Source organism: Streptomyces sp. NPDC096132, from assembly GCF_044763345.1.
In the GTDB taxonomy this organism is placed as follows: domain Bacteria; phylum Actinomycetota; class Actinomycetes; order Streptomycetales; family Streptomycetaceae; genus Streptomyces.
The window spans coordinates 44373-67558 of record NZ_JBIWGA010000023.1; the positions used below are offsets into that span (position 1 = coordinate 44373).

Here is a 23186-nt window from a genome sequence, read left to right on the forward strand (position 1 = left end):
CCGAGCTTATGCCGTGCGACGGCCCAGCAGATGCACCCAGCTGTCCGTGAGCAGACCGAGCGCCGTCGCCGGGTCGCTCTGCCAGCCGTGCCGCATCCAGTGCCGGGCGAGCCGGTCGAGCTGGGCGAGCGCGAGGAAGCCGCGCATGCGCCGGGAGTCCGGATCGAACCGGCCGGCCCGGTCGAGGGCCGCCTGGACGTCGGCGACCAGTCCGTCGAACGAGGCCTCGACGAGCTCGCGCACCTCCGGGTCCACGGCCGCGGCCTCGTGCGCGGCCAGGACGTACGGCCGGATCCGGGGCCAGCGGTCCGCGGCGGTGCGCAGCCAGGCCTCGATGCCCTCCCGCCCGCCGTCGCGTACGACCGTGACGAGACCGTCGGCGTCCTCGGCCGTGAGCGCCTCCAGCTCGCCGAAGAGGGCCTTCATCAGGTCCGAGCGTGCGGGGAAGTAGGCGTAGAACGTCACCCGGGTGGTGCCCGCGGCCCTGGCGATGTCGTCCACCGTCGTCCCCGCGTAGCCGCGCGCCTCGAACAGCTCCAGTGCCGTCGACAGCAGCAGCCGACGGGTCATCTCCTTCTGGGCGGCGCGCAGATGGGCCACGGACACATCGTACGTCCGGGCCGTCGCATCAGCCGATCAACTGATACCTATGTTGACATACATATGGTGAGATACTTATTCTCGCCGCATGTCCGACACCAGCGCACCCTCCGGGGGCATCGACCGCGTGGCCTCCGAGCTCGCGGCCTGTCTCCCCGCGCTGCACCGGACCCTGGACCGCCGTATCGCGTCCACCTACCCGCACCCCAAGCCCCCCGAGGGGCAGCTCCTGCTGCTGAAGTTCGTCGCCCAGCAGGAGGGTGCCACCGTGCGCAAGGCCGCCGAGGCCCTGCTGATGAAGCCCAACAACGTCAGCGCCCTCGTCTCCCAGCTCACCGAGGCGGGCGAGCTGGAGCGCAGGCAGGACGGCGCCGACAAGCGCGTCGCCCACCTGTATCTGACGGCCACCTCGCGCACCCGGCTCGCCGAGGTCCGCGACCTCGAGACGGCCTACCTCACCGAGGCACTGCTGGCCCTCACCGACGGCGAGCTGGACGCCCTCGGCTCCGCGCTGGGCGCGCTCACCTCACTCGCCCGGAACCTGCACTCCGCCGCGCACTGAGCGCCCGCGCGTTTCCCTGCCCTCCCCCCCCCGCACCAATTCGTACACAGACAAGGCACCTCCATGTCCTCCACGTCCGTGGACCGCTCCGGCGTGCCCGCACGCGCCTCCGGTCCGGCACCCGCTGCCGGCGGACGGCGCTCCAACCCCTGGCTCACCCTCTGCGCGGTCGCCTTCGGCCTGTTCATGGTGCAGCTCGACGGGTCCGTCGTCGCCATCGCCAACCCGGAGATCGGGCGCGATCTGAACGCCTCCACCGCCGAACTGCAGTGGGTGACCAACGCCTACCTGCTCGCCCTGGCCGCCACCCTCATCCTGGGCGGCAAGCTCGGCGACCGGTTCGGCCGCCGCACGTACTACCTGGCAGGGGTCGCGGGCTTCGCCCTCTCCTCGGTCGCCATCGGACTGTCCGGCTCCATCGCGGGCGTGGTCGCCTTCCGCGCCCTCCAAGGCGTCTTCGGCGGTCTGCTGATGCCCAACACCCTGGGGCTGCTGCGCGCGGTGTTCCCGCCGAGGAGGTTCGGCATGGCGGTCGGCATCTGGGCCATGGTCTCCGCCGTCTCCACCGCCCTCGGACCCATCGTCGGCGGGCTGCTGGTGGAGCACGTCAGCTGGGAGTCCGTCTTCTACATCAACCTGCCCATCGGCGTCGCCGCGCTCGTCTTCAGCGCCGTGGTGCTCCCGCAGTCCAGGAACTCCACCGGACACCACCGCTTCGACGTCCCCGGCGTGGTCCTGCTCGCCGCCGGACTGCTCAGCCTGGTCCTCGGCGTGGTCAAGGGCGAGACCTGGGGCTGGACCTCGGCGAGCACCTCGGGCGCGGTCCTGGCCGGCGTCGCCGTGCTCGTCGTCTTCGGGTGGTACGAGACCCGCGTCGCGCACCCGCTGCTGCCGATGCGGCTCTTCCGCAGCCCCGCCCTGACCGTCGGCACGGTCGTCACCGCGCTCAACTTCTTCGTGATGCTCGGCGCGATCTTCTTCATCATGCTCTACCTGCAGAACGTCCGCGGCTACACACCCGTCGAGGCCGGTGTCCGCACCCTCCCGCTGAGCCTCGCCTCCCTCGTCGCCTCCCCGCTCGGCGCCGCCCTCACCGGCCGGTTCGGCGCCCGCGTCGTCATGCCGCTCGGCATGATCCTCCAGGCCGCCTCCTGCTTCGGCATGCTCACCTGGTCCACCGACTCCTCCTACGCCACCATGTGGCCGTCGTTCATCGCGCTCGGCCTCGGCGTCGGCATGGTGATGTCGGCGTCCTCCGACGCCATCGTCGGCAACGCGCCCGTCCGGGACGGTGGCGTGGCCGGCGGACTGCAGGCCACGACCCTGCAGATCGGCGGCGCTCTCGGCACCTCCGTCCTGGTGTCCGTGATCAGCGCCAGGGTCGGTTCCACGCTGGGCGGCGAGCTCACCGCCGCCGGGGTCCCCGCCGCCACGGCCGCCGGCCTGGCCAAGGCCGAGGACGCCGTCGCCATGGGCGTCGCACCCGTCTCGGACACCATGCCCGCGCAGCTGAGGGCGGCCGTCGTCGAGGGCAGCGGCCAGGCCTTCATGAACGGTGTGCACGCGGCCGTCGTGGTCACCGGCCTGCTGTGCGTCCTGGGAGCGGTCCTGGCCGCCCTCGGCGTCCGGCAGACCGCTGCCGCGGACTGACCTCGGAACCTCCCGGCCGGTGAGGTGAGGTAACGTCCCCGACCGGAACGACCGCATCGGCCCTCAGGGGCCGGGAGGGACGAGGGAGAGCGCCGACATGGCCGGCCAGCACGACCGGAACCGTCACACCGAGGTGACGAGTACCGACGACGCGACATGGGCGCAGGAACTCCTCGAGCGGCTGCGCCCCGCCGCATCCGGCATCCGCAGGACCGTCGGCTGGCTGGCCGTCACCCTCGACGCGAGCGTGTCCCTGCTCGACCCGAGCGGCACCCCGCTGGCCGGAGAGCCCATGCCGCTCGACGAGGACCTGGTCGCCGACCTCGTCTGCGGGCGCCTCGCCTCCGCCGCGTGGGAGGGCGACGGCCGCCACCTGCGCCTCGTCAGGGTCGAACTCCCCGGTCCGAGCACGGCCGGCGTGCTCACCGTGAGCCGTACGGCCCCCTTCGACCGGCGCGCCGCCGACATCCTCACCCACACCGCGACCGTCCTGGAACTGCTGCTGCGCGCCCAGCAGACCGTGGCCACCGGAGACCGCCTCGCCCGCGCCACCTCCGACCTGCGGCTGGCCATCCTGCAACTTCTCATGGTCGAGGACATCGTGGCCGCCCGCCGGGTGGCGGCCGGCCTCTGGCCCGGTCTGCTCGACACCGACACCGCCTGCGTCTACGTCGTCGAGACCGCCCCCGCGGACCGCGACCGGGTCGCCGAGGCCTGTGTCACGGCGACCCGCGAAGAGGCCCTGGTCGTGCGCTGCCCGGCCATGGACGGCCATGTCATCTGCGTCGTCCCGGACGACACCGTGGCCGCCGACCTGCGCGCCCTGTGCCTGCGCACCCCCGAGGCGCTGCTCGGCGGCAGCGCGCGCCAGAACCTCGCCCGCACCGCCACCGCCTACGGACAGGCCGTCAGCGCCCTCGCCGTCGCCCGCTTCCGCCCCGACAGGACGGCCGTCTACGCCGAACGCACCCACCCCGAGCGCCTGATGGACCCGGAGGTGCTGCGGACCTGGACCACCCGGCTGCTGCGCCCCCTCGACACCCTCCCGCACCACACCCGGGCCGAACTCCTCGCCACCACCCGGCTGGGCCTGGAGTTCACCGCCGTCAGCGCGGCCAAGGTGCTCGGCGTCAGCCGCAACACCGTCCGCGCCCGCATGGACCGCGTCGAGAACCTGCTCGGCACCGACTTCTCCGACCTCAGGGTCCGGGCCACCGTCCATCTGGCCCTCAACACCCAGGAGTGCACCATCGAGGACCTCGCTGCCCGCCCGGCGGCCCCCGTCCCCCTCGGCGAACTGCTCACCGGCCCCGCCCTGCGCACCTGGGCACAGGACCTGCTGTCCCGGCTGGACACCGACGGCCGCGACCTGCGCGGCACCCTGCGCGCCTGGATCGCCGCCGGCGGCAACGCCGAACGCGCCGCCCAGCTCCTCGGCGTGCACGCCCAGACCGTCCGCGAGCACGTCCGCAGCGCCGAACCCGTCCTCGAACGCCAGCTCCTCGCCTCCGGCAGCGACCTCTACGAGGTGGTCCTCGCCCACCTCGCGACCCGCGAACTCGACCAGCCCGACCTGCAGGGCGACCACCGGCGAGCACCGGAATCGGGCCATCCGGACTCACCTGTGCACAGGTGAGTCCTCCCGCCCCCGGAACGGGCATCGGCACGATTCACAAGCCGACCACCAGGCACGTAGGTTCGAGGAACCGCGGGGGAGCGACCGGCACGGGGGACTGGTCGCACCCCTGCGGCCGTCGGTCCCGCAGCCGACAGGGATCCTGCGGCCGTCAGCCGCGCAGCCGGACCGGGATCTCCTGCCAGCCGAACGCGATGAACGACGGCACCTGCTCCAGCTCCCCGTCCGCCAGGCGCACCTGCGGGAACCGGTCGAACAGGGCGCCCAGCGCGGTCAGCGCCTCCATCCGGGCCAACGGCGCGCCGATGCACCGGTGCACCCCGATCCCGAACGACAGATGGTCCTCCGCCGCGCGCGTCGCGTCGAACACGTCCGCGTCGGGACCGTAGTGCGCCGGGTCCAGATTCGCGGCCGCGTACGTCGTGATGATCGCGTCGCCGGCCGGGATCGTCACGTCACCGACCTTCAGATCGCTCACCGCGAACCGCAGCGGCAGCGAGGCGATCGACGGGTGCGCCCGCAGCGTCTCGTCGACCACCGCGTCCCAGGAGATCTCCCCGCCGCGGACCGCCGCCAGCTGCTCGGGCCGGCCCAGCAGCGCCACCACCGCGTTCCCGATGAGGTTCACGGTCGTCTCGAACCCGGCCCCGATGACCAGCAGCAGCGTGTACAGCAGCTCCTCGTCGCTCAGCCGGTCCCCGTCCTCGTCGCGCACCCGGATCAGCTCGGTCGTCATGTCGTCGCCGGGATGCTCGCTCTTGTGGGCGATGAGCCCGCCGAGCACCGTACCGATCTGCTCCTGCACGAACGCGGCGTGCTCCGGGCTCGGATCCGAGGTGTCCATGATCGCCGCGATCAGCCGGGCGGTGGCGCCCCGCATCTCCTCGGGCACCCCGAACAGCTCGCAGATGATCCGCAGCGGCAGCGCGTGCGCGAGCCCGGCCCGCAGGTCCACCACCTCACCGCCCTGCTCCAGCTCGTCCAGCAGCTCGGTGGTGATCACCTCCACCCGCTCCCGCAGGGCCTCGGTGCGGCGGTGCGTGAAGCTCGGCGCCACCAGCTTGCGCAGCCGCGTGTGGTCGGCGCCGTACGTGGAGAGCATGTTGACCACGCCGACCCAGCCCAGGATCCAGCCCCAGGTCGGGTGCTCGCCGAGCTCCGGCCACAGCCGCCAGTGTGTGCGGGGGTCCTTGCTGACCTCGGGGTCGAGGATCAGCTGCTTGAGCGTGTCGTAGCCGGTGGGCGCCCAGGCGGGGATGCCCCCGGGCAGTTCCACGGGCACGACGGGGCCGAGGGCACGCAGTCGGGCGCTCTCGGCGGGGATGTCGGCGCCGAGCGGGTCGAGGGCGATGCGGTCGGTCACGGTCACGACGGGACTCCTGGCTGGTCGGAAGAGGGGGAGCGGGGGCTGAAACGGACGGGCAGAGCGGTCAGGGAGCGGTGGAACGGTCCCGGCCGCCAGGTCAGCCGCCCACGGGGCAGGACCGGGTCCAGGTCGGGCAGCCACTGGGTGAGCTGCTCGATGGCCTCGGTGACCAGCACCAGGGTGTGCTGCTTGACCGGACAGGCGTGCGGACCCGCGCCCCACGACAGGTGCGAGGCGTCGTTCGGATGCCGGCCGCTGGTGACCTCCTGCTCGTCGTGCTGCCCGAGCGCGCCGTACGACACCACCACCGGCACCGCGTCCCGCAGCCACACCCCGTGGAAGGAGACGGGCCGGCGCGCGTAGTAGATGCCGTAGTTGGCCAGCGGGGTCTCGTGGTGCAGCACCTCCACCACCGCGTCCAGGACCGGGCGGGCGCCGCTGGTGAGGGTGGAGTAGTAGGCCGGGTTGCCCAGGATCCGGGACAGGGTGTTGGACAGCAGGTTCGCGGTCGGCTCGTAGCCGGCCCCGAGGGTGAGGAACACCTGCCAGGTGACCTCCTCGCGGGTGAGCCGGGCCGGATGGTCCAGCAGGCGGCTCGGCAGATCGTCCCCGGGGGTCCGGGCCTTGGCCGCGATCAGCTCCAGGACGTACTGGGCGTACTGGGCCTCGCCCTCGGTCGCCTGCGCGCCGCCCTCCATCATCTTGCCCAGGCTGTCGTTGAGCCGGTCGCCCTCGTGGTCCGGCAGCCCGAACAGGTCGTTGAGCACCAGCGCCATCAGCGGCCGCGCGAAGTCCCCGACCAGATCGGCCTCTCCACGCGGACCGATCCGCCCCGCGAGCAGCCGCACCGCCCGGTGCACCCGGCCGCGCAGATCGTGCGGCTCCACCAGGTCGAACACGTCGATCAGCGTGGTGCGGTAGCGGACATGGGCCGCGCCGTCGGAGAACAGGGCGTTGGGCCGCCACCGCATCATGCCGAGCACCGGGGAGTCCACGGGGACGGTCGTCTCCCAGGCCCTCGGGTCGTGCGAGAACGTCTCGTCGTCGTGCAGCACGTCCAGCGCCGCCCGCCGGTCCGTGACCACGTACGCCGGCACGCCCGGGGCCAGCTCCGCCCAGCCGACCGGCCCCTGGGCGCGTAACGCGGCGTAGTAGTGGCGCGGATCCGACGCGAAGCCGTCCTCCCACAGGCGCACCGGCGCCGAGCGCGAGAAGTCCCTCTGGTCCGGGGGATAGGTGGTCACCGGGCCTCCACCGGGTCATGGGCGATCAGATGGTCGACCAGCGCCAGCAGCGCGTCGATGGAGGAGTTCGGATCCCGTGCGTCGCAGGTCACCATCGGTGTGTCCGCCTCCAGGTCCAGGGCCCGGCGCAGCCGCTCCACCCCGTGGTGCCGGGGCGCGTCCGGGAACTCGTTGAAGGCCACCGCGTACGGCAGCCCGCTCTCCTCCACCAGCCCCAGCACGTCGAACGACGCGTCGATCCGGCGGCTGTCCACCAGGACGAGCGCGCCGAGGGCCCCGAAGGCGATGTCGTCCCACAGCGCCCGGAACCGCTCCTGCCCGGGCGTGCCGAACAGGTACAGCACCACCCCGCCGGGCAGGCTCAGCCGGCCGAAGTCGATGGCGACGGTCGTCGTCGACTTGTCCCGCACCCCCGCCAGGTCGTCCACCTCTGCGGACGCCTCGCTCAGGTGCTCCTCGGTGTGCAGCGGCCGGATCTCGGACACCGAGTCGATCAGGGTCGTCTTGCCCACCCCGAACGGCCCCGCGACCAGGATCTTCACCAGGTCGCGAGCGGTGTCGGGAAGGTGGACGTGCTCCGTCGTGCGGGCGGCGCTAGTCGTGCTTGAGGGCGCGGAGGCCATCGGCCACTCTCTTCAGCAGGTCGGGGTCGAACCGCCCGGCGGGCGGGATCGGCGGCCGGGCGTGGACCAGTCGGCGGTCGGCGAGGTCGGCCGCCAGCACCCGCACGGCGGACACCGGCAGCCGGAGCAGCGCCGCCGCCTCCACCACGGCCAGCGAGCCGCGCTCCAGGGCTTCCAGCAGGGCGACTCCGGCGGCGGGCAGATCCTCGGGCGGGTCGTCGGACCCCGGCTCACCGCTCAGGGCGAGCACCGTCAGCCGCTCCATGTGGGGGCGGCTGGGCCGGGCCACTCCTCCGGTCGACAGATACGCGGGTACCAGGGGCCGGCCGGCCGGGCGGGGGGTCATGCCGGCGCGTTGTCGTCGGCTCCTCGTGGCGCGGCCGCCATGGCCTTCTCGCCCAGGCGCGCCACCTGGGAGTGCACCCGGTGCGCCAGCAGGTCGAGACGCACCTCGCCGTCGCCGTACGCGGCGACACAGGTGCCGTGGTCCGTCGGCACGATGAGCACATAGCCGTGGTCGGACTCGATCACGATCTGCCGCACCTCCGCCCGCTCCCGGTCGGCGAACGCGGCGGCGGCCGTCCGGCACGCCCCCTGCACGGTGCTGGTGATGGCGGCCACCCGTTCGGCCGACGGCTGCGACAGCGCGTCGGTGTACCCCGTCACAAGGCCGTCCCGGGTGAGCATGACGGCGGCCACCACGTGCGGCACCTGCAGGATCGGCTCCAGCACCCATGCGGTGTCGCCCGTGTCGCGGCTGGTCATCGGGCCGCTCCTCCTTCTGCGTGGTCGGTCTGGTCGGTCTGGTCGGTGTCGTCCCCGGCCACCTGTGTGGTGGCCGGCTCGTCCGCGCCGGAGCGGGCCGCCGCGGTGCCGGACTGGAGTGCGCCGAGCGCGGCGGCGGCCTGCTCCGGACGGCGCGCCGGCCGGGCGGGCGCGCCGTCCTCGGGGGCGGCCACCCGGGTACGGCGGCGGCGCTGGGGCAGGCCGTCGGCGTCCTCGGGGCCGTGGTGCCCGGCGGGCTCCGCGACCGTGTTCTCCGTTCCGTACGTGTGCGAGGGGGCCGAGCGTTCAGGGGCCGGCCTGCGGGTGGTGCGCGGGGTGCTGGCCGCCGGGGGCCGCTCCTCGGGGTCGACCTTGCTGAGCAGATGGCTGTCGACGCGCAGCACCGCGCGCACCCCGCCGTAGGGGGAGGCCGAGGAGACGTCCACGCCCAGGTCGAACTGGCGGGTGAGCCGGCCGATCGCGGCCAGGCCCATGCGCGGCGGATCGCCCAGCGCGGTCAGCAGGATCGGCTCGTCGCCGGCCACCAGCCGCTGGGCGCGGTCGCGTTCGTCGCGGGTCATGCCGAGGCCCGCGTCGTCGACGGTGACGCACACGCCGTGATGGACGTGCTCCAGGCTCACGACGACGTCCGTGTCGGGCGAGGAGTGCCGCAGCGCGTTGTCGAGGAGCTCGGCGACGATGATGGCGACGGGCTCGACGGCGTGCGAGACCAAAGCGGTGCCGGGCTCCAGATGGTTGTGGACCCGGACCCGCTGGTACCCGGCGAGCCGGGCCTGGCCGCCGGTCACCGCGTCCACGACATGGGACTCCTCGCGGGCCAGTCCCACCCAGGCGCCGCAGACCACGGCGGTGACCTGGGCGCGGCGCAGCGACTGTTCGTTCTCGTGGTCGAGCCGGAACAGGGTCTGCGCCAGCTCCGGGTCGTCGTAGCGCTGTTGCAGCACGCGCAGGGCGTCCTGGAGGCGGTAGAGGGCCGCCTGGATCTCCCGGGTGGCGCCCCGCATCCCGGCCTGCGCGGCGGCGTCGACCCGGGTGCGCTGGGCGACCACCTCGGACTGCAGCGCGAGCAGCACGTTCTCCAGGGCGATGCCCAGGGGGGTGCCGACGGTCAACGGCTGGAGCGGGCCCGGCACGTCGAGATGCGGATGGGCGACCTGCCGCGCGGCGGCGGGGACGCGGTGCGCCGCCAGATGCTCGACCTCGGCGGTGAACGCCCGGACGGTTCCGTCGAGTTGGGTGCGCAGGGCGGCGATCTCCGCGTACTGCCGCCGGTGTTGCCGTCGTAACCGCAACAGCCCGCCGCCCAGGGCGAGCGCGGACAGTGTGCCGGCCGCCAGGCCACCGGCCACGAGGTCCGGTAATTCGATCATCGATTCGGGTTCCAGGGGGGTCGCGTCGGGTACTCGCAGCACAGTACACACTGTCATTGATCCATCTCGCACGGTTGAGCGAGACTTCGCTCCGAAATCGACCGCCATCTGTTCGCTTCTGTGCCGAGTGCCTGAAATGCCATTCGCCAAAGGTGAGTTGGGGCGGAGAGCGGGGGCGCCGCGTGATGGTCCTCACCCGGCGCCCAGCGGGGAAAGGACGGCCAGGGTGCCGTTGGCCTGCCGCAGCGCCAGCTCCAGCGTGACGGGCGCGTGCAGCGCGCCGGTGCCGTCCGGCGGCACGAGCCACTCCAGGAAGCGGGCGGGCCGGTACGGCGGCGGCACCGCGACCCAGGAGCCCCGGCCGGCGTGCCGCAGCCCCGCCCCGATCCAGCGGCTGCCCGGATCGGGCGGCAGGAAGAAGCCCACCCGGTGGGCCGCGGTGTCCACCAGCGTCGGCCCCGGCACGGGCAGCGCCGGCTGCCACAGCAGGTCCAGGGTGAGCAGGCCCAGCCGGTCCGGGACGCTGAGCACGTCCCAGTACCGCCCCGCTTGCAGCAGGGCGATCCCGTCGCCCTGGTCCCACTCCCGTTTGCAGACCCTCGGGTCCGTCGCGGCGGCGGAGAGCCACTCCACGCCGCGTTCCCACATCGCATCGCTCATCGTCCGGCTCCGTGTGCTGTCCCCAGGACCCGGCGACGCAGGTCAGCGCAGCGCCGGGCAAGAGCCGTCGGCCGCAAACACCGGCCTCGGCCTATGAATGCTGGTAGATATTTCTACATGGCGGAAGGGGTGGCGAACCCTGGCGTTTTGGTCTGTTTCGTTCGACGTCCGCGCCCGTGTTCGGCAGCGATGTCCGGTGTGGCCCCGTGGGCCGGGGGTACCCGGCCCACGAGCACGACGGAGATCATTGGGAGGAGGCCCCGCATGGCCACGCACGCGGAGACCGGCGAAGTGACCGGTACCCGGGACAAGGACTACGACCTGCTCTGGTACGTCGAGGCGTGCCTGGAGAACGCGCTCCGGCTGGAGACCTACATCCAGGACGCCGAGCGCGACCGCGACACTCAGGTCGTGGAGCTGTTCCGCAAGGCCCAGGCGGACAGCCGCAAGGGCGCGGAACTCGGCAAGGAACTGCTGCGCACCCGTCTGGGCGGCGGCTGACCCGTGCGTCTGCCCCGGGGCGGCTGAGGCGCCGCCCCGGGGCTTCGTGCGTCCAGGGGTCGTCCGGTGGCCGCCTAGTGGTCGTTCTCCAGGTGCAGCTTGAGCAGGTCCACGCCGTAGTCGCCGCCGTTGGGCGTGCGGATGATGGTGTGGATGTGCTGCTGGGTGGGCGTTCCGCCCGGCCCGCCCATGCCGCCGCCCCCGTTGCTGTCCTTGTTGCCGTAGGCGAGCGGGGACTGGGCGTCGTACTCGATGAGCACCACCGGGCTGTGCACGCGGTAGTAGAAGGCGGAGGAGTCCTCGGACTCGCCGATCCAGTAGAAGTACGTCTCGTCGAGGTGGTCCTCCACCTCCTGCATCTTCACCTCGGCGTGCCCGTCGTCCATGTTGCCGACGTACACCCGCACGAGGTCCAGGAGGTTGTCCTTCTGGGTGTCGGTGAACCCCTTGGCGACCAGGCCCTGGTAGGCGAGCTTCAGGTTGTCCTGTCCCGCGCCGGCCTTGAGGTTGTCGCCGGCCTTCGTCTCCGAGGAGACGACCTTCCCCCGCTGGGCGTCGGTGAGCGACCGCAGCAGGGTCAGACCCGCCTTGGTCTCCTTCTTGAAGAGGGTGATCTTCTCGCCGTCGTAGGTGGCGGAAGTCGGCTCGGAGCCCATGAAGGTGGGCGTCATGACGACCTGGTCGCCGAGCACGAAGTAGTTGATGGCCACGTGGTGGCCCTCGTACTGGAAGCCCCACGGCTCGGTGGTCGACGGGGTGCCCATGAACGTGAAGAAGTACGCGCCCTCGGTGAGGGTGTCCCGGCCGCCGCCGCTGTAGTCGCCCAGGAACGCGTTGAGCTTCATGATGTTGCGGGTCTGGGTGAGCCCGTCGGCGGACAGGGCGGCGCCGAGCAGCGCGTAGCCGAGATCGCGCTGCTTCTCGGTCAGGTCGCCCATCCGGGCGCCCTCGCGCTGGTAGCCGTCGACGTTGCTCCAGGCCAGCCACTCGTCGTCGTCCACCTCGAAGACGGAGGCCTTGCGCTCCTTCGAGGTCAGCCCGTCCAGGAAGGCCTGCGCGGCCTTGACCAGCTTGTCGGTACCGACATCCGTCGAGTGGATCGAGTACAGGTCGTCGACCACCTTGCCGTCGGTGGTGACCCCGACGAAGTCGGCGTACTTGACCTCGCTCGCCCCTGGACCCATGCCCCCGGCCCCGCCGCCGGGCCCCCCGGAGGGCATCCCCGAGGGCATGCCGCCGCCCGGGCCGCCGTAGGACGCGGCGGCGCCCGCCGAGTCGGAGGAGCTCGAGGAGCATCCGGTCATGGTCGCCACCGCGGCGACTCCGCCGGCGAGCAGCGCCTTGTTCATGAACCAGCGGCGGCTGCGTTCGGCTTCGGGAGTGCGGGGGCGGTGCCCGTGGTCGTGTCCGTGCATGCGGCCGAGGCTCCAGGAGCTACCTGAAGCGAACCTGAAGACGGCCGCACACCTCCCGTCAGGTCCGCCGGGCACCGCCCTGCGGTACCGGCAGCGGCGGGTCGGCCTGGCGCAGCTCGGCCAGCAACTCGTTCTGCCCGGCGAGGAGTTCGGTGAGGATTCGGCGGGCCGCCCGCAGCAGCTCGGCGACGTCGCCGCCGGCCAGCGCGTAGCTGACCGTCGATCCCTCACGGATCGACACCACGATCCCGGACCGCCGCAGTACGGCCAGCTGCTGGGACAGACTGGACGGTTCGATCTCGATCTCGGTGAGCAGGTCCCGTACGGGGACGGGGCCGCCCTGCAGCAGTTCGAGGACCCGGATGCGCACCGGATGCCCGAGCATGCGGAAGAACTCGGCCTTGGCCTGGTAGAGGGGGACCTGCATGGTCAATCGCTCGCTCCTGCCGCGGTTTGCTGGATGGTTCCCGTCGGCGCGACGGCCCGCCGTGTTGCGCCGCCGCGCGCGAAGGTCCTGCGTCGGGGTCCTGCGTCCCGATCCTCCTGGCTGTGGGCTCCGCACACCCGTGTGATGCGTTGATCTGGATGTGTCGAGATGAAGAAATCTTCAATTCGAGGGCGTGCGAAGCCGAGGACCGTGGGAGCGCCTACACCTCGAGCTCGTTCTCGATCCGCTTGAGCTGGTGGCGGGCCATGGCCAGGTTGGAGCGCTCCCGGTCCAGAACGAGGTAGATGAACAGACCGCTGCCCGTACGGCCCTTGACGAGCCGGATGAGGTGGTACTGGCTGCCCAGCGTGATCAGGATGTCCTCGATCTCGCCCTTCAGGCCCAGGTGTTCCATGGTGCGGACCTTGGCCCGGATCACATCCGTGTTGCCCGCGGCGGCGACGGCCAGGTCGAGGTCCTTGCCCCCGCCCAGCGTGCCCAGGGCCATCCCGCTCGTGTAGTCCACGACGGCGGCTCCCAGCGCGCCCTCCACCGCGGTCAGCATCTCCTTGAGAGAGATCTCCACATTCGCCATGGCGCTCCTCCTGCCGGTTGCGCGGGACCGGGCTCCTCCGGCCCCGCTGGTGCTCCGAACGTACGGAGCGGGTCGCTCGCGGGGGTGGCAGGATCCGGGACTGGCCCAAGTCCGTTCGAAAGACGAAGATCCGCGCGGTCTTTTGACCGTGGACGTACGGGAGTTGAGCGGATGAGGGGAAGCGGGCGTCGGCGGTCGCCCGCCGCGTGCCGGCCGACGGCGCGTCGTCGGTTGCGGACGGTCCGGGGGAGCGGGCAGGGTTCGGTGGCGTGGCCACCTTGCTGATCGTTCATCACACCCCGTCCCCCAACTGCCAGGCGCTGTTCGAGGCGGTCGTCTCGGGCGCGACCGCCCCGGAGATCGAGGGCGTCCGTGTCGTCCGGCGGGCCGCCCTCGCCGCCACCGCCTCCGACGTCCTGGAGGCCGACGCCTACCTGCTGGGCACCCCCGCGAACCTCGGCTACATGTCGGGCGCCCTCAAACACTTCTTCGACCAGGTCTACTACCCCTGCCTCGACACCACCCGGGGCCGCGCCTTCGGCTACTACGTGCACGGCGGCAACGACGTCACCGGTGCCGTGCGCGCCATCGAGGCCGTCACCACCGGTCTGGGCTGGCGACGCGCGGCCGAACCGGTCACCGTCACCGGTGAACCGGGCAAGGCGGACACGGAGGCCTGCTGGGAACTGGGCGCCACGGTGGCCGCCGGCCTCATGGAGTGAGGACGCTCAGTCCCACAGCGGATACGTCACCACGCGCGGGAACTGCTCCGGCCGGTCCCCGGGGTAGGTGAGCGTGATCCGGCTGTAGTGCTGCACCTGCGGGTGCTTCTTCCACGGCTTGGGCTGGTCCAGCTTCACCTTCACGGCGTACGGGTGGAAGTGGCCCACCGCGCAGTACGGCTTGCAGTCGTTGACGACGTTGACCCCGCTCGCCCGCGCCGACTGCGCGCCCCAGCTGGTCCAGTGCAGCTCGACGAGACGGCTGTTGCCGTCGCCGCAGGCCAGGATGAAGTCGCCCGGCCGCACCTGCGGATGCCAGAGGCAGTCGACCAGGACGGGCCGGGCCACCTGCCGCGCACCGGCCGACGGCGCGCCGGGCGCGGCCGAGGCGGTGCCGATCGCCGCGGTGAGTCCCAGCGCCGCACAGAGCATCGCCGCTGTCCTCGTGATGTGTCGCATGTCCGCTCCCGCCCGCCCGTCCCGGGGCCGCCGGTCTTCTTCGATCTTCGCCCCGAGGAGGTTCCCAGGAGGGCCGGTACCGACGGTACGACGATGCGCGGAAGCGGACCACTCGAACGGAGCAGCGCCGGTGGCCGGCGTGCCGTGCCCGCGGCCGAAAACCTGCGCAGCGCCGCCGAATCCCCAGTCGGTCATGGTCATTTCCAGCCGATGTTTTGGCATTCCCATGACAAACCTGTGCGCGCGGTGTCACCCTGCTGCGGAACGTTCACCGTTCCTTCACATGCGCCTCATGCGGCGCATGCCCACCCCCCCACTCCCATCCACCCCCCACCTCCTTCCACCCGCCTGTCGTGCAGCGCTCCGGGCCGGCCCATCCCGTCGGTCCGCCCCCACCTCGGCCCCCACCAGAGGCCGACCGTCGCACTGAAGGAGAACCCGTTGCCCCGGCGACACCGTGCCACCCCCCGGCGCAGACGCGCCTCGCTCCTCGCCCTCACCACCGCCGGCACCCTGCTGACCCTCGGGGTGCAGACCGGCACCGCCTCCGCGGCACCCGCCGACCCCGGTCCCGCGAAGATCACCGCCACACCGCGGGCCGGCGCCGAGCCGACCGCCCTGTCCCCCGCCCGCCGCGCCTCGCTGATCAAGAGCGCCCAGACCGCGGCCGGCACGACGGCCCAGGCGCTGGGCCTCGGCGGCCAGGAGAAGCTGGTCGCCAAGGACGTCATCAAGGACGCCGACGGCACCACCCACACCCGCTACGAGCGCACCTACGCCGGGCTGCCCGTCCTCGGCGGCGACCTGGTCGTGCACGACAAGAGCGGCCGCACCACCGTGACCAAGGCGAGCGGAGCCACCCTGAAGGTGCCCTCGCTCACCCCCAAGCTCTCCGCGTCGAACGCCACCGCCAAGGCCCTCGCCGCCTCGAAGAACGCCGCCGTCAAGGGCGCCGAGACCGAGGACGCGCCCCGTCTGGTCGTCTGGGCCGGCACCGGCAAGCCCGTCCTGGCCTGGGAGACGGTCGTCGAGGGCGTCCAGAAGGACGGCACCCCCAGCGAGCTCCAGGTCGTCACCGACGCCACCACGGGCAAGCAGATCCAGGCCGCGGAGAAGGTGCACACCGGCACCGGCACCGGCCAGTACGTCGGCACGGTCCCGCTCGGCACCACCCTGTCCGGATCGACGTACCAGCTCACCGACCCCGACCGCGCCGGGCACAAGACGTACGACCTCAACCAGGGCACGTCGGGCACCGGGACGCTGTTCACGGACGACAACGATGTCTGGGGCACCGGTCTGCCCTCCAACCGCCAGACCGCCGGTGTCGACGTGGCCTTCGGTGCCGCCGCCACGTGGGACTACTACAAAGAGGTTTACGGCCGCAACGGCATCCGCAACGACGGGGTCGCCGCCTACAGCCGCGCCCACTACGGCAGCAGCTACGTCAACGCGTTCTGGCAGGACAGCTGCTTCTGCATGACCTACGGCGACGGCTCGGGCAACACCCACCCGCTGACCGCCCTCGACGTGGCCGCCCACGAGATGAGCCACGGCGTCACCGCCGCCACCGCCAACCTGACCTACTCGGGCGAGTCCGGCGGTCTGAACGAGGCGACCTCGGACATCTTCGCCGCCGCCGTCGAGTTCTACGAGAACCTCCCGGCGGACCCCGGCGACTACCTCGTCGGCGAGAAGATCGACATCAACGGCAACGGCACCCCCCTGCGCTACATGGACAAGCCCTCCAAGGACGGCTCCTCGCGTGACAGCTGGAGCTCCACCCTGGGCAGCATCGACGTCCACTACTCCTCGGGCCCCGCGAACCACTTCTTCTACCTGCTCTCCGAGGGCAGCGGCGCCAAGACGATCAACGGCGTCTCCTACGACAGCCCGACCTATGACGGCCAGGCCGTGACCGGCATCGGCATCACCAACGCCGCCGCCATCTGGTACCGGGCCCTGACGACGTACATGACCTCGTCGACGAACTACGCCGGCGCCCGCACCGCCACCCTGTCGGCCGCGGCCGACCTGTTCGGCGCCTACAGCCCGACCTACCTCGCCGTCGCCGACGCCTGGGCCGCCATCAATGTCGGCAGCCGGATAGCCCTCGGCGTCAACGTGGCCCCGATCGCCGACCAGACCAGCGGCATCGGCCAGGCCGTCAGCCTCCAGGTGGACGCCTACACCACCAACTCGGGTGCCGGCCTGACCTACGAGGCGACCGGGCTGCCCGACGGCCTGACCATCAGCGCCGGCGGTCTGATCTCCGGCACGCCGACCACCCTCGGCACCAGTGACGTCTCCGTCAAGGTCACCGACAGCACGGGGGCGTCCGTCACGGACACCTTCACCTGGCGGATCGCGTACATCTACGCCAACGCCACCCGCGTCGACATCCCGGACAACGGCGCCGCCGTGGAGTCGGCGGTCACCATCGCGGGCCGGGACGGCAACGCCTCCGCCACCACCTCGGTCTACGTCAACATCGTCCACACCTACCGGGGTGACCTGACCGTCGACCTCGTCGGCCCCAACGGAACCGTCTACTCCCTGCTCAACCGCAGCGGCGGCTCCGCCGACAACGTCGACCAGACCTTCACGATCGACGCCTCCGCCCAGCCCGTCAACGGCACCTGGAAGCTGCGCGTCCAGGACCGCGCGTCGATCGACGTGGGCTACATCCAGCGCTGGCAGCTGACGCCGTGACCTCCTGAGTCACCGTCAGGAGAGCGCCGTACGACCGCCGTCCGGGCCCCCAGGGTCCGGGCGGCGGCCCTTTTGCACCCCCCGCCCCGCTAGTGCCGCGGCAGGCAACGTTTGCCCGTCAAGGAGCGGCGTCGTGGGGGTCCCCCCGCTCGAGCGATGTCGAGAGTGGGGGAGCGTGCTCTCGTCGTGCCGGCCGGAAGCCCTCGTACTGGATGTACTTGGGCTTTCGGCCGGTGCGGCGAGAGGGCGTGCCGGGCGTCGCGACGGGGCAAAACGTTGCCTGCCGGGGCACTAGGTTCCCGGGGGCGGGGGAGCGGCGCCGATCGCGAGCTGGGCCAGGGGAGTGCCGCGTGCCCACAGCAGCAGACGGGGGCCGTCGATGAGAAACGTGTGGCCCTGGCGCGCGGCCCACACCTCGTCGCGGTGGGTGAAGGTGCCCCGGTGCACGACGAGCCGCAGCGGCGGACCGGTCCGCCGCCGTGCCGCCTGCCGAGCCCGGCAGGAACAGGCCGCCTCCTCGTCGGGCAGCGGCTCGGCCACCGGACGGAACGCCACGTCGAGCAGTCGGCCCCGGCCGTCGCGGGCGGCGAGGTGCAGGGTGTCGTGCCGGGGCGGCGGCAGCACCCGCCAGCCGTCCCGCCGCAGCATCCGGGCCACGGCCACCACGAGTGCCGGCATGTCGAGCTCCGCCAGTTCGTCGGGGGTGTAGTAGCCGCCACGCCGCCGGGCGAGCGGGCGGGACCGGCGGCGCAGTGCCTCCGCGGCGAGGGCGAAGGTCACGAGGAACGGGACACAGGCCCAGCCGCCGAACGCCCGGGAGACCAGCGCGAGCCCCACGACCACGGCACACACCGTCACGACCAGCAGGGCCAGCGCGGGCAGCACCTCCCACAGCCGCGGCCCGTCACGACCGGCCGCACGCAGTTCCCGTACGGTCCGGCGGCGCCGGGCCCACGCCGACCCGTCGTCCGGTGCCCGTTCCCGCGCGCCTGCCATCAAGGTCGGCCCCCCAGCCCGTACACAGCGATGTGCGAGTAGGGGCGGGATACCCGTGGACGCGGGGCGGATTCGGCGAATGCCTCCGTGCGCCCCGTTCCGCCACGAACTTTGGCCGAAGACCGCCCCACCCTCCACGCGGGCCCGTTGTCAGTGGGGGATGCCAAGCTGCTGGTCATGGACGAGGCTGAGTTCTTGCGGGGCCGGGTCTACGGCGCCGATCACGACGACGCGGGCCCCCGCCCGGACCGCGCGTACGCCGAACTGGTGGGCGGCCCGCTCGACGGTCTGCTGCTCGACGTCACGGGCCGGACGGACCACGAGTTGCGTGAGGTCGCGCTCACCACGGAGATAGGCCGCTACGGCCCCGGCGGCCGGGCCCTGTACGTACGGCGCGGCGCGGACGGCCGCCGCTTCGACTGGCGGGGCGACACTCCCGGCACCCGCTGATCAGGCCCGGTGGGCCGTCAGGCAGTTGCGGCCGAGCTGCCCGGAGGCCGGCGGAGAAGGTGGAGACACACCACCGAGGCGATCAGCGTCCGTCTCTCGGCCGGCTCCAGCCGGGCGTCCATTTCGACCACGTACTCCTGTAGTCCCAGCCAGGGATCGGCGGATCTGGCCGTGACCCGGCCGACGGGCTCCGGCCGTTCGTTCGGTTCCGGGTCGGTCTCGGTGAGTTCCCACAGTCCGGGCAGGAGGGAGCGCCGCGTCAGGAACAGTCGGCGCCCCTGCGCCGTGTGGAGGGTCAGCTGCGCGGTCTTGACCAGTCCACGGGCCCCGGCGGTGCCCACATCCCGCCCTCCGGCATCGGTGAAGTGGAACCGTGCCGCCCAGAACTCGCCGAACCTGGAGCGCTTCCGGATCCGGACGACGAGTGGGCCGGACGGCTCTCTCAGGGCGTACTGGGAAGGGGTGAGCTGTGTGACCACCGCGAGGAGGGTCCCCTCCACGGTGGACACCGCCAGCGCCGGGCCGACGTATCTGCGCCAGCGTGAACGCCTGGGCTGGCCCACCACGAGCGTTGCCGGCTCGAACAGAGCAGGGTGCATGATCGGCCTCCCCCTCACACGTGCTATGTCCATGCCATTGGGTGGCTGATGTCAAACGCCGTGCCGGGCGATGGCGTGGCTTGTTTGTTCGATCGCACGAACATTCTTCCGGTGGGTTACGTCCGTTCAACTGCCTTGATAGGAAACCTTCCTGTCAGTTCATGACACGGAAACACCCCCACCCCCCACTGCTCACCTGGAGCCCCTGTGGTGCACATACCCGCCTCCCGCCGCACCTTCCTCACCCTCACCGGAGCACTGGCCGGGGCCGTGGCGGCCGCCCCGCTCCTGGCCTCGCCCCGAGCGACGGCGGCCGCGGCCGCCGTCGGTCTCGACGACCCGGCGAAGAAGGAGATCGCCATGAAGCTGGTGTCGAGCGCGGAGAACTCCTCGCTCGACTGGAAGGCCCAGTACAAGTACATCGAGGACATCGGCGACGGCCGCGGCTACACCGCCGGCATCATCGGCTTCTGCTCCGGCACCGGCGACATGCTCGACCTCGTGGAGCTGTACGCCGACCGCAAGCCGGGCAACGTCCTCGCCAAGTACCTTCCGGCCCTGCGCGCCGTCGACGGCACCGACTCGCACACCGGACTCGACCCGAACTACCCCAGGGACTGGCGCAAGGCCGCCCAGGACACGGCCTTCCAGCAGGCGCAGAACGACGAACGCGACCGCGTCTACTTCAACCCGGCCGTCAAGCAGGGCAAGACGGACGGACTGCGCACCCTGGGCCAGTTCATCTACTACGACGCGATCGTCATGCACGGCGACGGCACCGACGCCACCAGCTTCCGCAACATCCGGGGGCGCGCCCTGAACAGGGCGAAGCCGCCGGCCCGGGGCGGCGACGAGACCGCGTACCTCAACGCCTTCCTCGACGCCCGGGTCTGGGCCATGAAGCAGGAGGAGGCGCACAGCGACACCAGCCGGGTCGACACCGCCCAGCGCGTCTTCCTCCGCAAGGGCAACCTGGACCTCGACCCGCCCCTGGACTGGAAGGTCTACGGCGACAGCTACCACCTCGACTGAGCGAGGCCCCGTGGGTGGTGCGCCCGGGGCGTAGGGGGCGGGTTCGGGGGTAGCCGCGCCCCTATGAACGGGGCAGTGAAGGCGGTCCGGATGGAACCTGTTCCGCCCGGCGAGGATGCCACCGGAACCGATGGCATCCCGTTCGAGACGACGGTGGCCCTGGACGGCAAGGAGGGCTGCATCGCCCGCGCACGCCGTCTGACGGGCGACTTCCTCACCCGCGTCCGGCACCGGCACGGGCTGCCGGTGCCGGGCCGGGTCAGGGACCTCTCCCAGCTGGTAGTCAGCGAGCTGGTCACCAACGCCCTCAGACACGCGCCCGGCCCGGTCCTGCTCCAGCTGCGCATCGCCGACGACACGGTCGAGATCGTGGTGTGGGACACCGATCCGGTTCTCCCCGTGCCCCGCCCGCCCGATCCGACCCGGGTGGGCGGGCACGGCCTGGAGATCGTCAGGGCGGTGGCCCAGGAACTCGACGCGCTGCGCGAGCCGGTCGGCAAACGGATCATCGCCCGCCTCGGCCTCTCGGCCGGAGAACCTCCCGGACCGACCGCTTCCGACGGCTAGGGCCTGTCGTTTGGATCACGCCGCAGACGCGGGGTGTGGCACGCGCTCCCCCAGAGGGGCTACCCCCAGCCGCGTTGTCGTCGGTTGCCGATGCTCCGCATCGACGCCCTCCTCCGCCTTGCAGCTGCACGCACCACACCCCGCTCACCGGCGCCGAACAGTCCCGCTGATTCCCTGCGGCCTGATCCAAACGACAGGCCCTAGGGCGAACAACTCGGCGGTGAAGGGCAGGCGCTACGCCGGCTCGGGCCATGTGCCGACCACGTCGAAGGTCGCCCGCCCGACGGACAGCACACCGTCGGACAGCGGTGTGCACCGCACCCCGCCCTTGCCGCGCAGCGCGCGCTGCGCCCCCGGCGCGATCGTCACGTCCATCCACGCGCAGGGCCGCGCCGGGCGGTTGACGGCGAACGCCACGGGACCCGCCCCGCTGTCGAGCACGACGGTCGAACCGACCAGGGCGTCGATGTCGACGCCCCGCAACAGGATGTTGCGCCGGGTGTGCGGCAGACCGAGGGAGGCCCGGAGGTGAGTCGGCAGGTTCTCCGCGGCCATGATCGTCACCGCCGCGTCCCGGTGGGCCGCACGGCCGAAGTAGCGGTCGCCGACCAGCCCGAGACCGCAGCGCACCTCCACCTCCCGCACCGACTCGTCCTCGGGCCCGTCCGCCGGCCCGTCCGAAGGACGCCCCGCGAACCGGTGCGCGGACGACACCAGCAACTCCACCACCTCGACCTCGGCCATGGGCTCCAGCCTAGGCGCGGCGGAGCGGGGAGACGGCCGGTGCCTCGTGTGCGCACCGGCCGCCGCGCCGCTTGTCCCCGGACGCCCCGGACGAAGGATCGTCAGGGCTTGAACGGCAGCGTGGCGCAGTTGGACGTCGCCGGCTTGCCGTCGAGCCGGTCCGTCAACCACGAGAGCGCGTCGCCCTGGTCGGTGAGCAGGGGAGTGAAGTGGTTGATCAGCGCCCGGCCCAGGCTGGGCAGGACCACCGGCTTGTAGGTGACGTCGGCGCCCTTCGCGCACCAGGCGACGGCGAGCGCACGCGCCTGGGCATGCGGTACGAGATCGTCGGCGGTGCCGGTCGCCAGGCGCACCGGGGACGCCGGCTCGAGGGTGCCGATGCGCTGCTCGGCCAGGAACGCCTTGAGCGCCGGCTCCGACTGGACGATCTCGCTGATGGAGCTCCCGTCGGTGGTCCAGGAGCTGCTGCGGGCCGAGTTGTAGGCCAGCAGCGCGTCGCCCACGCACATGGTCGACAGGTCCTTGAGGGCCGCCTTGCCGGCCGCGTTCAGATGTGCCTCCGCGATCGGCTTCAGCTCGGGGTCGGACTGCACGAACCCGTTGACCGACCAGCCCAGTGCCCCCGCCAGGTCGCTGCCGTCGATGGCCTTGGTGACGGCGACCAGGTCGGCGGGCGGAGCCCCGGCGTAGGTCCCGGCGAGGGTGATGTCGGGGGCGTAGGAGGGCTGGAGTTCGGCGGCCGCCGCCGTGGCCCCGCCGCCTTGGCTGTAGCCGTACAGCGCGACCCGGGAGCCGGCCGTGAGCGACGTACCCGGGAGGGAACGGGCCGCGCGGACCGAGTCCAGGACGGCATGCGCCTCGTCGACCCGGTTGACGTACGTGTGCAAGCGGTCCGTCGCGCCCAGCCCGGCGTAGTCGGTGACCACGACGGCGATGCCCCGCGCGAGCAGCCGGTAGATCGCCAGGTTCTCGTAACCGACCGACAGCGTCTGCCAGTTGACGGTGAGCGGATGTTCCAGTCCGAGGGAGGCGGCGCACTGGTCGCCCTGTCCCATGGTGCCCGGCGCCACCGCGACCAGCGGACGCGCCCCACCGCCCTTCCAGGCGGCCGCCGGCTCGATGTAGGCGCCGGTCACCGCGACAGGCTGCCCCGCGGAGTCCGTGGACTTGTACATCAGGCGGGTCGCCGTGCCCGGGAGGGGGCCGTCGATGCCCGGCAGGCTCAGCGCGAGGGGCAGGGCTTCGGTGCGCACCAGGGTGCCGTCGGCAGCCGGGAGGGCGGCGGGCGGGTTGTAGAACGCCGGGATGGTGACGCCGCGCGAGACCACGGCGTCCGTGTCGGTGGCGGCGGTGGCCGGGACGGCCGTGGCGCCGAGGCAGGCGGCAGCGGTCACGGCCGCGGCCAGCAGTCGGGTGGGGGCGGGCATGGCGGACCTCCGGGGGAGAAGGGAGGCCCGAGCCTTTCTGTGC

The 23186-nt window shown here is 72.2% G+C and carries 25 protein-coding genes; 9 read left to right on the forward strand and 16 right to left on the reverse strand.

Annotation, left to right across the window (positions count from 1 at the left end):
* Positions 1–6: 6 nt before the first annotated feature.
* A complete protein-coding gene (locus ACIRF9_RS39255) occupies positions 7–600 on the reverse strand; it encodes a TetR/AcrR family transcriptional regulator (RefSeq protein ID WP_403832537.1) in 594 nt (197 codons plus the stop codon).
* A gap of 88 nt (positions 601–688) precedes the next feature.
* On the opposite strand from ACIRF9_RS39255, the gene ACIRF9_RS39260 reads away from it, so the two are divergent.
* From ACIRF9_RS39260 to ACIRF9_RS39270, 3 genes are all read left to right on the forward strand, one after another.
* Positions 689–1162 carry a MarR family winged helix-turn-helix transcriptional regulator gene (locus ACIRF9_RS39260; RefSeq protein ID WP_403832540.1) on the forward strand — a complete coding sequence of 158 codons (474 nt, stop codon included), beginning with the start codon at positions 689–691 and terminating at the stop codon, positions 1160–1162.
* A gap of 63 nt (positions 1163–1225) precedes the next feature.
* The gene (locus ACIRF9_RS39265) at positions 1226–2812 is read left to right on the forward strand and encodes an MFS transporter (RefSeq protein WP_403832542.1); all 1587 of its coding nucleotides are present in this window, start codon (positions 1226–1228) and stop codon (positions 2810–2812) included.
* Between the two features lie 97 nt (positions 2813–2909).
* A complete protein-coding gene (locus tag ACIRF9_RS39270) occupies positions 2910–4448 on the forward strand; it encodes a helix-turn-helix domain-containing protein (RefSeq protein WP_403832545.1) in 1539 nt (512 codons plus the stop codon).
* Positions 4449–4599: 151 nt separating this feature from the next.
* Here the strand turns inward: ACIRF9_RS39270 and ACIRF9_RS39275 are convergent, their stop codons facing one another.
* The 7 genes from ACIRF9_RS39275 to ACIRF9_RS39305 all read right to left on the reverse strand — a co-directional run bounded on the left by ACIRF9_RS39275 (position 4600) and on the right by ACIRF9_RS39305 (position 10497).
* A complete protein-coding gene (locus ACIRF9_RS39275) occupies positions 4600–5817 on the reverse strand; it encodes a cytochrome P450 (RefSeq protein ID WP_403832547.1) in 1218 nt (405 codons plus the stop codon).
* A complete protein-coding gene (locus ACIRF9_RS39280) occupies positions 5814–7058 on the reverse strand; it encodes a cytochrome P450 (RefSeq protein WP_403832549.1) in 1245 nt (414 codons plus the stop codon). The genes ACIRF9_RS39275 and ACIRF9_RS39280 overlap by 4 nt, the downstream gene beginning before the upstream one ends.
* On the reverse strand, positions 7055–7681 hold the full coding sequence (locus tag ACIRF9_RS39285) for a GTP-binding protein (RefSeq protein WP_403832552.1): 627 nt from the start codon (positions 7679–7681) through the stop codon (positions 7055–7057). Before ACIRF9_RS39285 ends, ACIRF9_RS39280 begins: the two co-directional genes overlap by 4 nt.
* Complete coding sequence (locus ACIRF9_RS39290) at positions 7653–8027, reverse strand: DUF742 domain-containing protein (protein WP_403832554.1); 375 nt, start codon at positions 8025–8027, stop codon at positions 7653–7655. The genes ACIRF9_RS39285 and ACIRF9_RS39290 overlap by 29 nt, the downstream gene beginning before the upstream one ends.
* Complete coding sequence (locus ACIRF9_RS39295) at positions 8024–8446, reverse strand: roadblock/LC7 domain-containing protein (protein ID WP_390661507.1); 423 nt, start codon at positions 8444–8446, stop codon at positions 8024–8026. Before ACIRF9_RS39295 ends, ACIRF9_RS39290 begins: the two co-directional genes overlap by 4 nt.
* Positions 8443–9837 (reverse strand): ATP-binding protein, encoded by a 1395-nt coding sequence (locus ACIRF9_RS39300; RefSeq protein ID WP_403832557.1) that lies wholly within the window; start codon positions 9835–9837, stop codon positions 8443–8445. Before ACIRF9_RS39300 ends, ACIRF9_RS39295 begins: the two co-directional genes overlap by 4 nt.
* A 192-nt stretch (positions 9838–10029) precedes the next feature.
* Positions 10030–10497, reverse strand: a complete 468-nt coding sequence (locus ACIRF9_RS39305) for a hypothetical protein (protein WP_403832560.1) — start codon at positions 10495–10497, stop codon at positions 10030–10032.
* Positions 10498–10761: 264 nt separating this feature from the next.
* Between ACIRF9_RS39305 and ACIRF9_RS39310 the strand changes: the two genes are divergently transcribed.
* Positions 10762–10998, forward strand: coding sequence for a hypothetical protein (locus ACIRF9_RS39310; RefSeq protein ID WP_403832562.1), 237 nt, complete (start codon positions 10762–10764; stop codon positions 10996–10998).
* A gap of 74 nt (positions 10999–11072) precedes the next feature.
* Here ACIRF9_RS39310 and ACIRF9_RS39315 read toward each other — a convergent pair whose 3' ends face one another.
* From ACIRF9_RS39315 to ACIRF9_RS39325, 3 genes are all read right to left on the reverse strand, one after another.
* Positions 11073–12413, reverse strand: a complete 1341-nt coding sequence (locus tag ACIRF9_RS39315; protein ID WP_403832564.1) for a DUF3500 domain-containing protein — start codon at positions 12411–12413, stop codon at positions 11073–11075.
* A gap of 58 nt (positions 12414–12471) precedes the next feature.
* Entirely contained in the window at positions 12472–12840 is a 369-nt protein-coding gene (locus ACIRF9_RS39320; protein WP_403832755.1) for an ArsR/SmtB family transcription factor, read from the reverse strand.
* Positions 12841–13060: 220 nt separating this feature from the next.
* Positions 13061–13435: a hypothetical protein gene (locus ACIRF9_RS39325; protein WP_403832566.1), complete on the reverse strand. Its 375-nt coding sequence runs from the start codon at positions 13433–13435 to the stop codon at positions 13061–13063.
* A gap of 269 nt (positions 13436–13704) precedes the next feature.
* On the opposite strand from ACIRF9_RS39325, the gene ACIRF9_RS39330 reads away from it, so the two are divergent.
* On the forward strand, positions 13705–14157 hold the full coding sequence (locus tag ACIRF9_RS39330; protein WP_403832569.1) for a flavodoxin family protein: 453 nt from the start codon (positions 13705–13707) through the stop codon (positions 14155–14157).
* 6 nt (positions 14158–14163) lie between these two features.
* On the opposite strand, the gene ACIRF9_RS39335 is transcribed toward ACIRF9_RS39330, so the two are convergent.
* Positions 14164–14616 (reverse strand): hypothetical protein, encoded by a 453-nt coding sequence (locus tag ACIRF9_RS39335; protein ID WP_403832571.1) that lies wholly within the window; start codon positions 14614–14616, stop codon positions 14164–14166.
* Positions 14617–15057: 441 nt separating this feature from the next.
* Here ACIRF9_RS39335 and ACIRF9_RS39340 point away from each other — a divergent pair, with 441 nt between their 5' ends.
* Complete coding sequence (locus tag ACIRF9_RS39340) at positions 15058–17328, forward strand: M4 family metallopeptidase (protein WP_403832574.1); 2271 nt, start codon at positions 15058–15060, stop codon at positions 17326–17328.
* Between the two features lie 291 nt (positions 17329–17619).
* Here ACIRF9_RS39340 and ACIRF9_RS39345 read toward each other — a convergent pair whose 3' ends face one another.
* Positions 17620–18324, reverse strand: coding sequence for a hypothetical protein (locus ACIRF9_RS39345; RefSeq protein ID WP_403832577.1), 705 nt, complete (start codon positions 18322–18324; stop codon positions 17620–17622).
* A 177-nt stretch (positions 18325–18501) separates the two neighbouring features.
* Here ACIRF9_RS39345 and ACIRF9_RS39350 point away from each other — a divergent pair, with 177 nt between their 5' ends.
* Entirely contained in the window at positions 18502–18774 is a 273-nt protein-coding gene (locus ACIRF9_RS39350; protein ID WP_403832580.1) for a hypothetical protein, read from the forward strand.
* A gap of 17 nt (positions 18775–18791) precedes the next feature.
* Here the strand turns inward: ACIRF9_RS39350 and ACIRF9_RS39355 are convergent, their stop codons facing one another.
* Positions 18792–19373 carry a hypothetical protein gene (locus ACIRF9_RS39355; RefSeq protein WP_403832582.1) on the reverse strand — a complete coding sequence of 194 codons (582 nt, stop codon included), beginning with the start codon at positions 19371–19373 and terminating at the stop codon, positions 18792–18794.
* A 207-nt stretch (positions 19374–19580) separates the two neighbouring features.
* Here ACIRF9_RS39355 and ACIRF9_RS39360 point away from each other — a divergent pair, with 207 nt between their 5' ends.
* Positions 19581–20405, forward strand: a complete 825-nt coding sequence (locus ACIRF9_RS39360; protein WP_403832584.1) for a chitosanase — start codon at positions 19581–19583, stop codon at positions 20403–20405.
* A 90-nt stretch (positions 20406–20495) separates the two neighbouring features.
* On the forward strand, positions 20496–20972 hold the full coding sequence (locus ACIRF9_RS39365; protein WP_403832586.1) for an ATP-binding protein: 477 nt from the start codon (positions 20496–20498) through the stop codon (positions 20970–20972).
* Between the two features lie 234 nt (positions 20973–21206).
* On the opposite strand, the gene ACIRF9_RS39370 is transcribed toward ACIRF9_RS39365, so the two are convergent.
* Together ACIRF9_RS39370 and ACIRF9_RS39375 are read right to left on the reverse strand one after the other, a co-directional pair.
* Positions 21207–21716, reverse strand: coding sequence for a molybdenum cofactor biosysynthesis protein (locus ACIRF9_RS39370; RefSeq protein ID WP_403832588.1), 510 nt, complete (start codon positions 21714–21716; stop codon positions 21207–21209).
* Positions 21717–21817: 101 nt separating this feature from the next.
* Positions 21818–23143 carry a lipase family protein gene (locus ACIRF9_RS39375; protein ID WP_403832590.1) on the reverse strand — a complete coding sequence of 442 codons (1326 nt, stop codon included), beginning with the start codon at positions 23141–23143 and terminating at the stop codon, positions 21818–21820.
* Positions 23144–23186 lie beyond the last annotated feature (43 nt).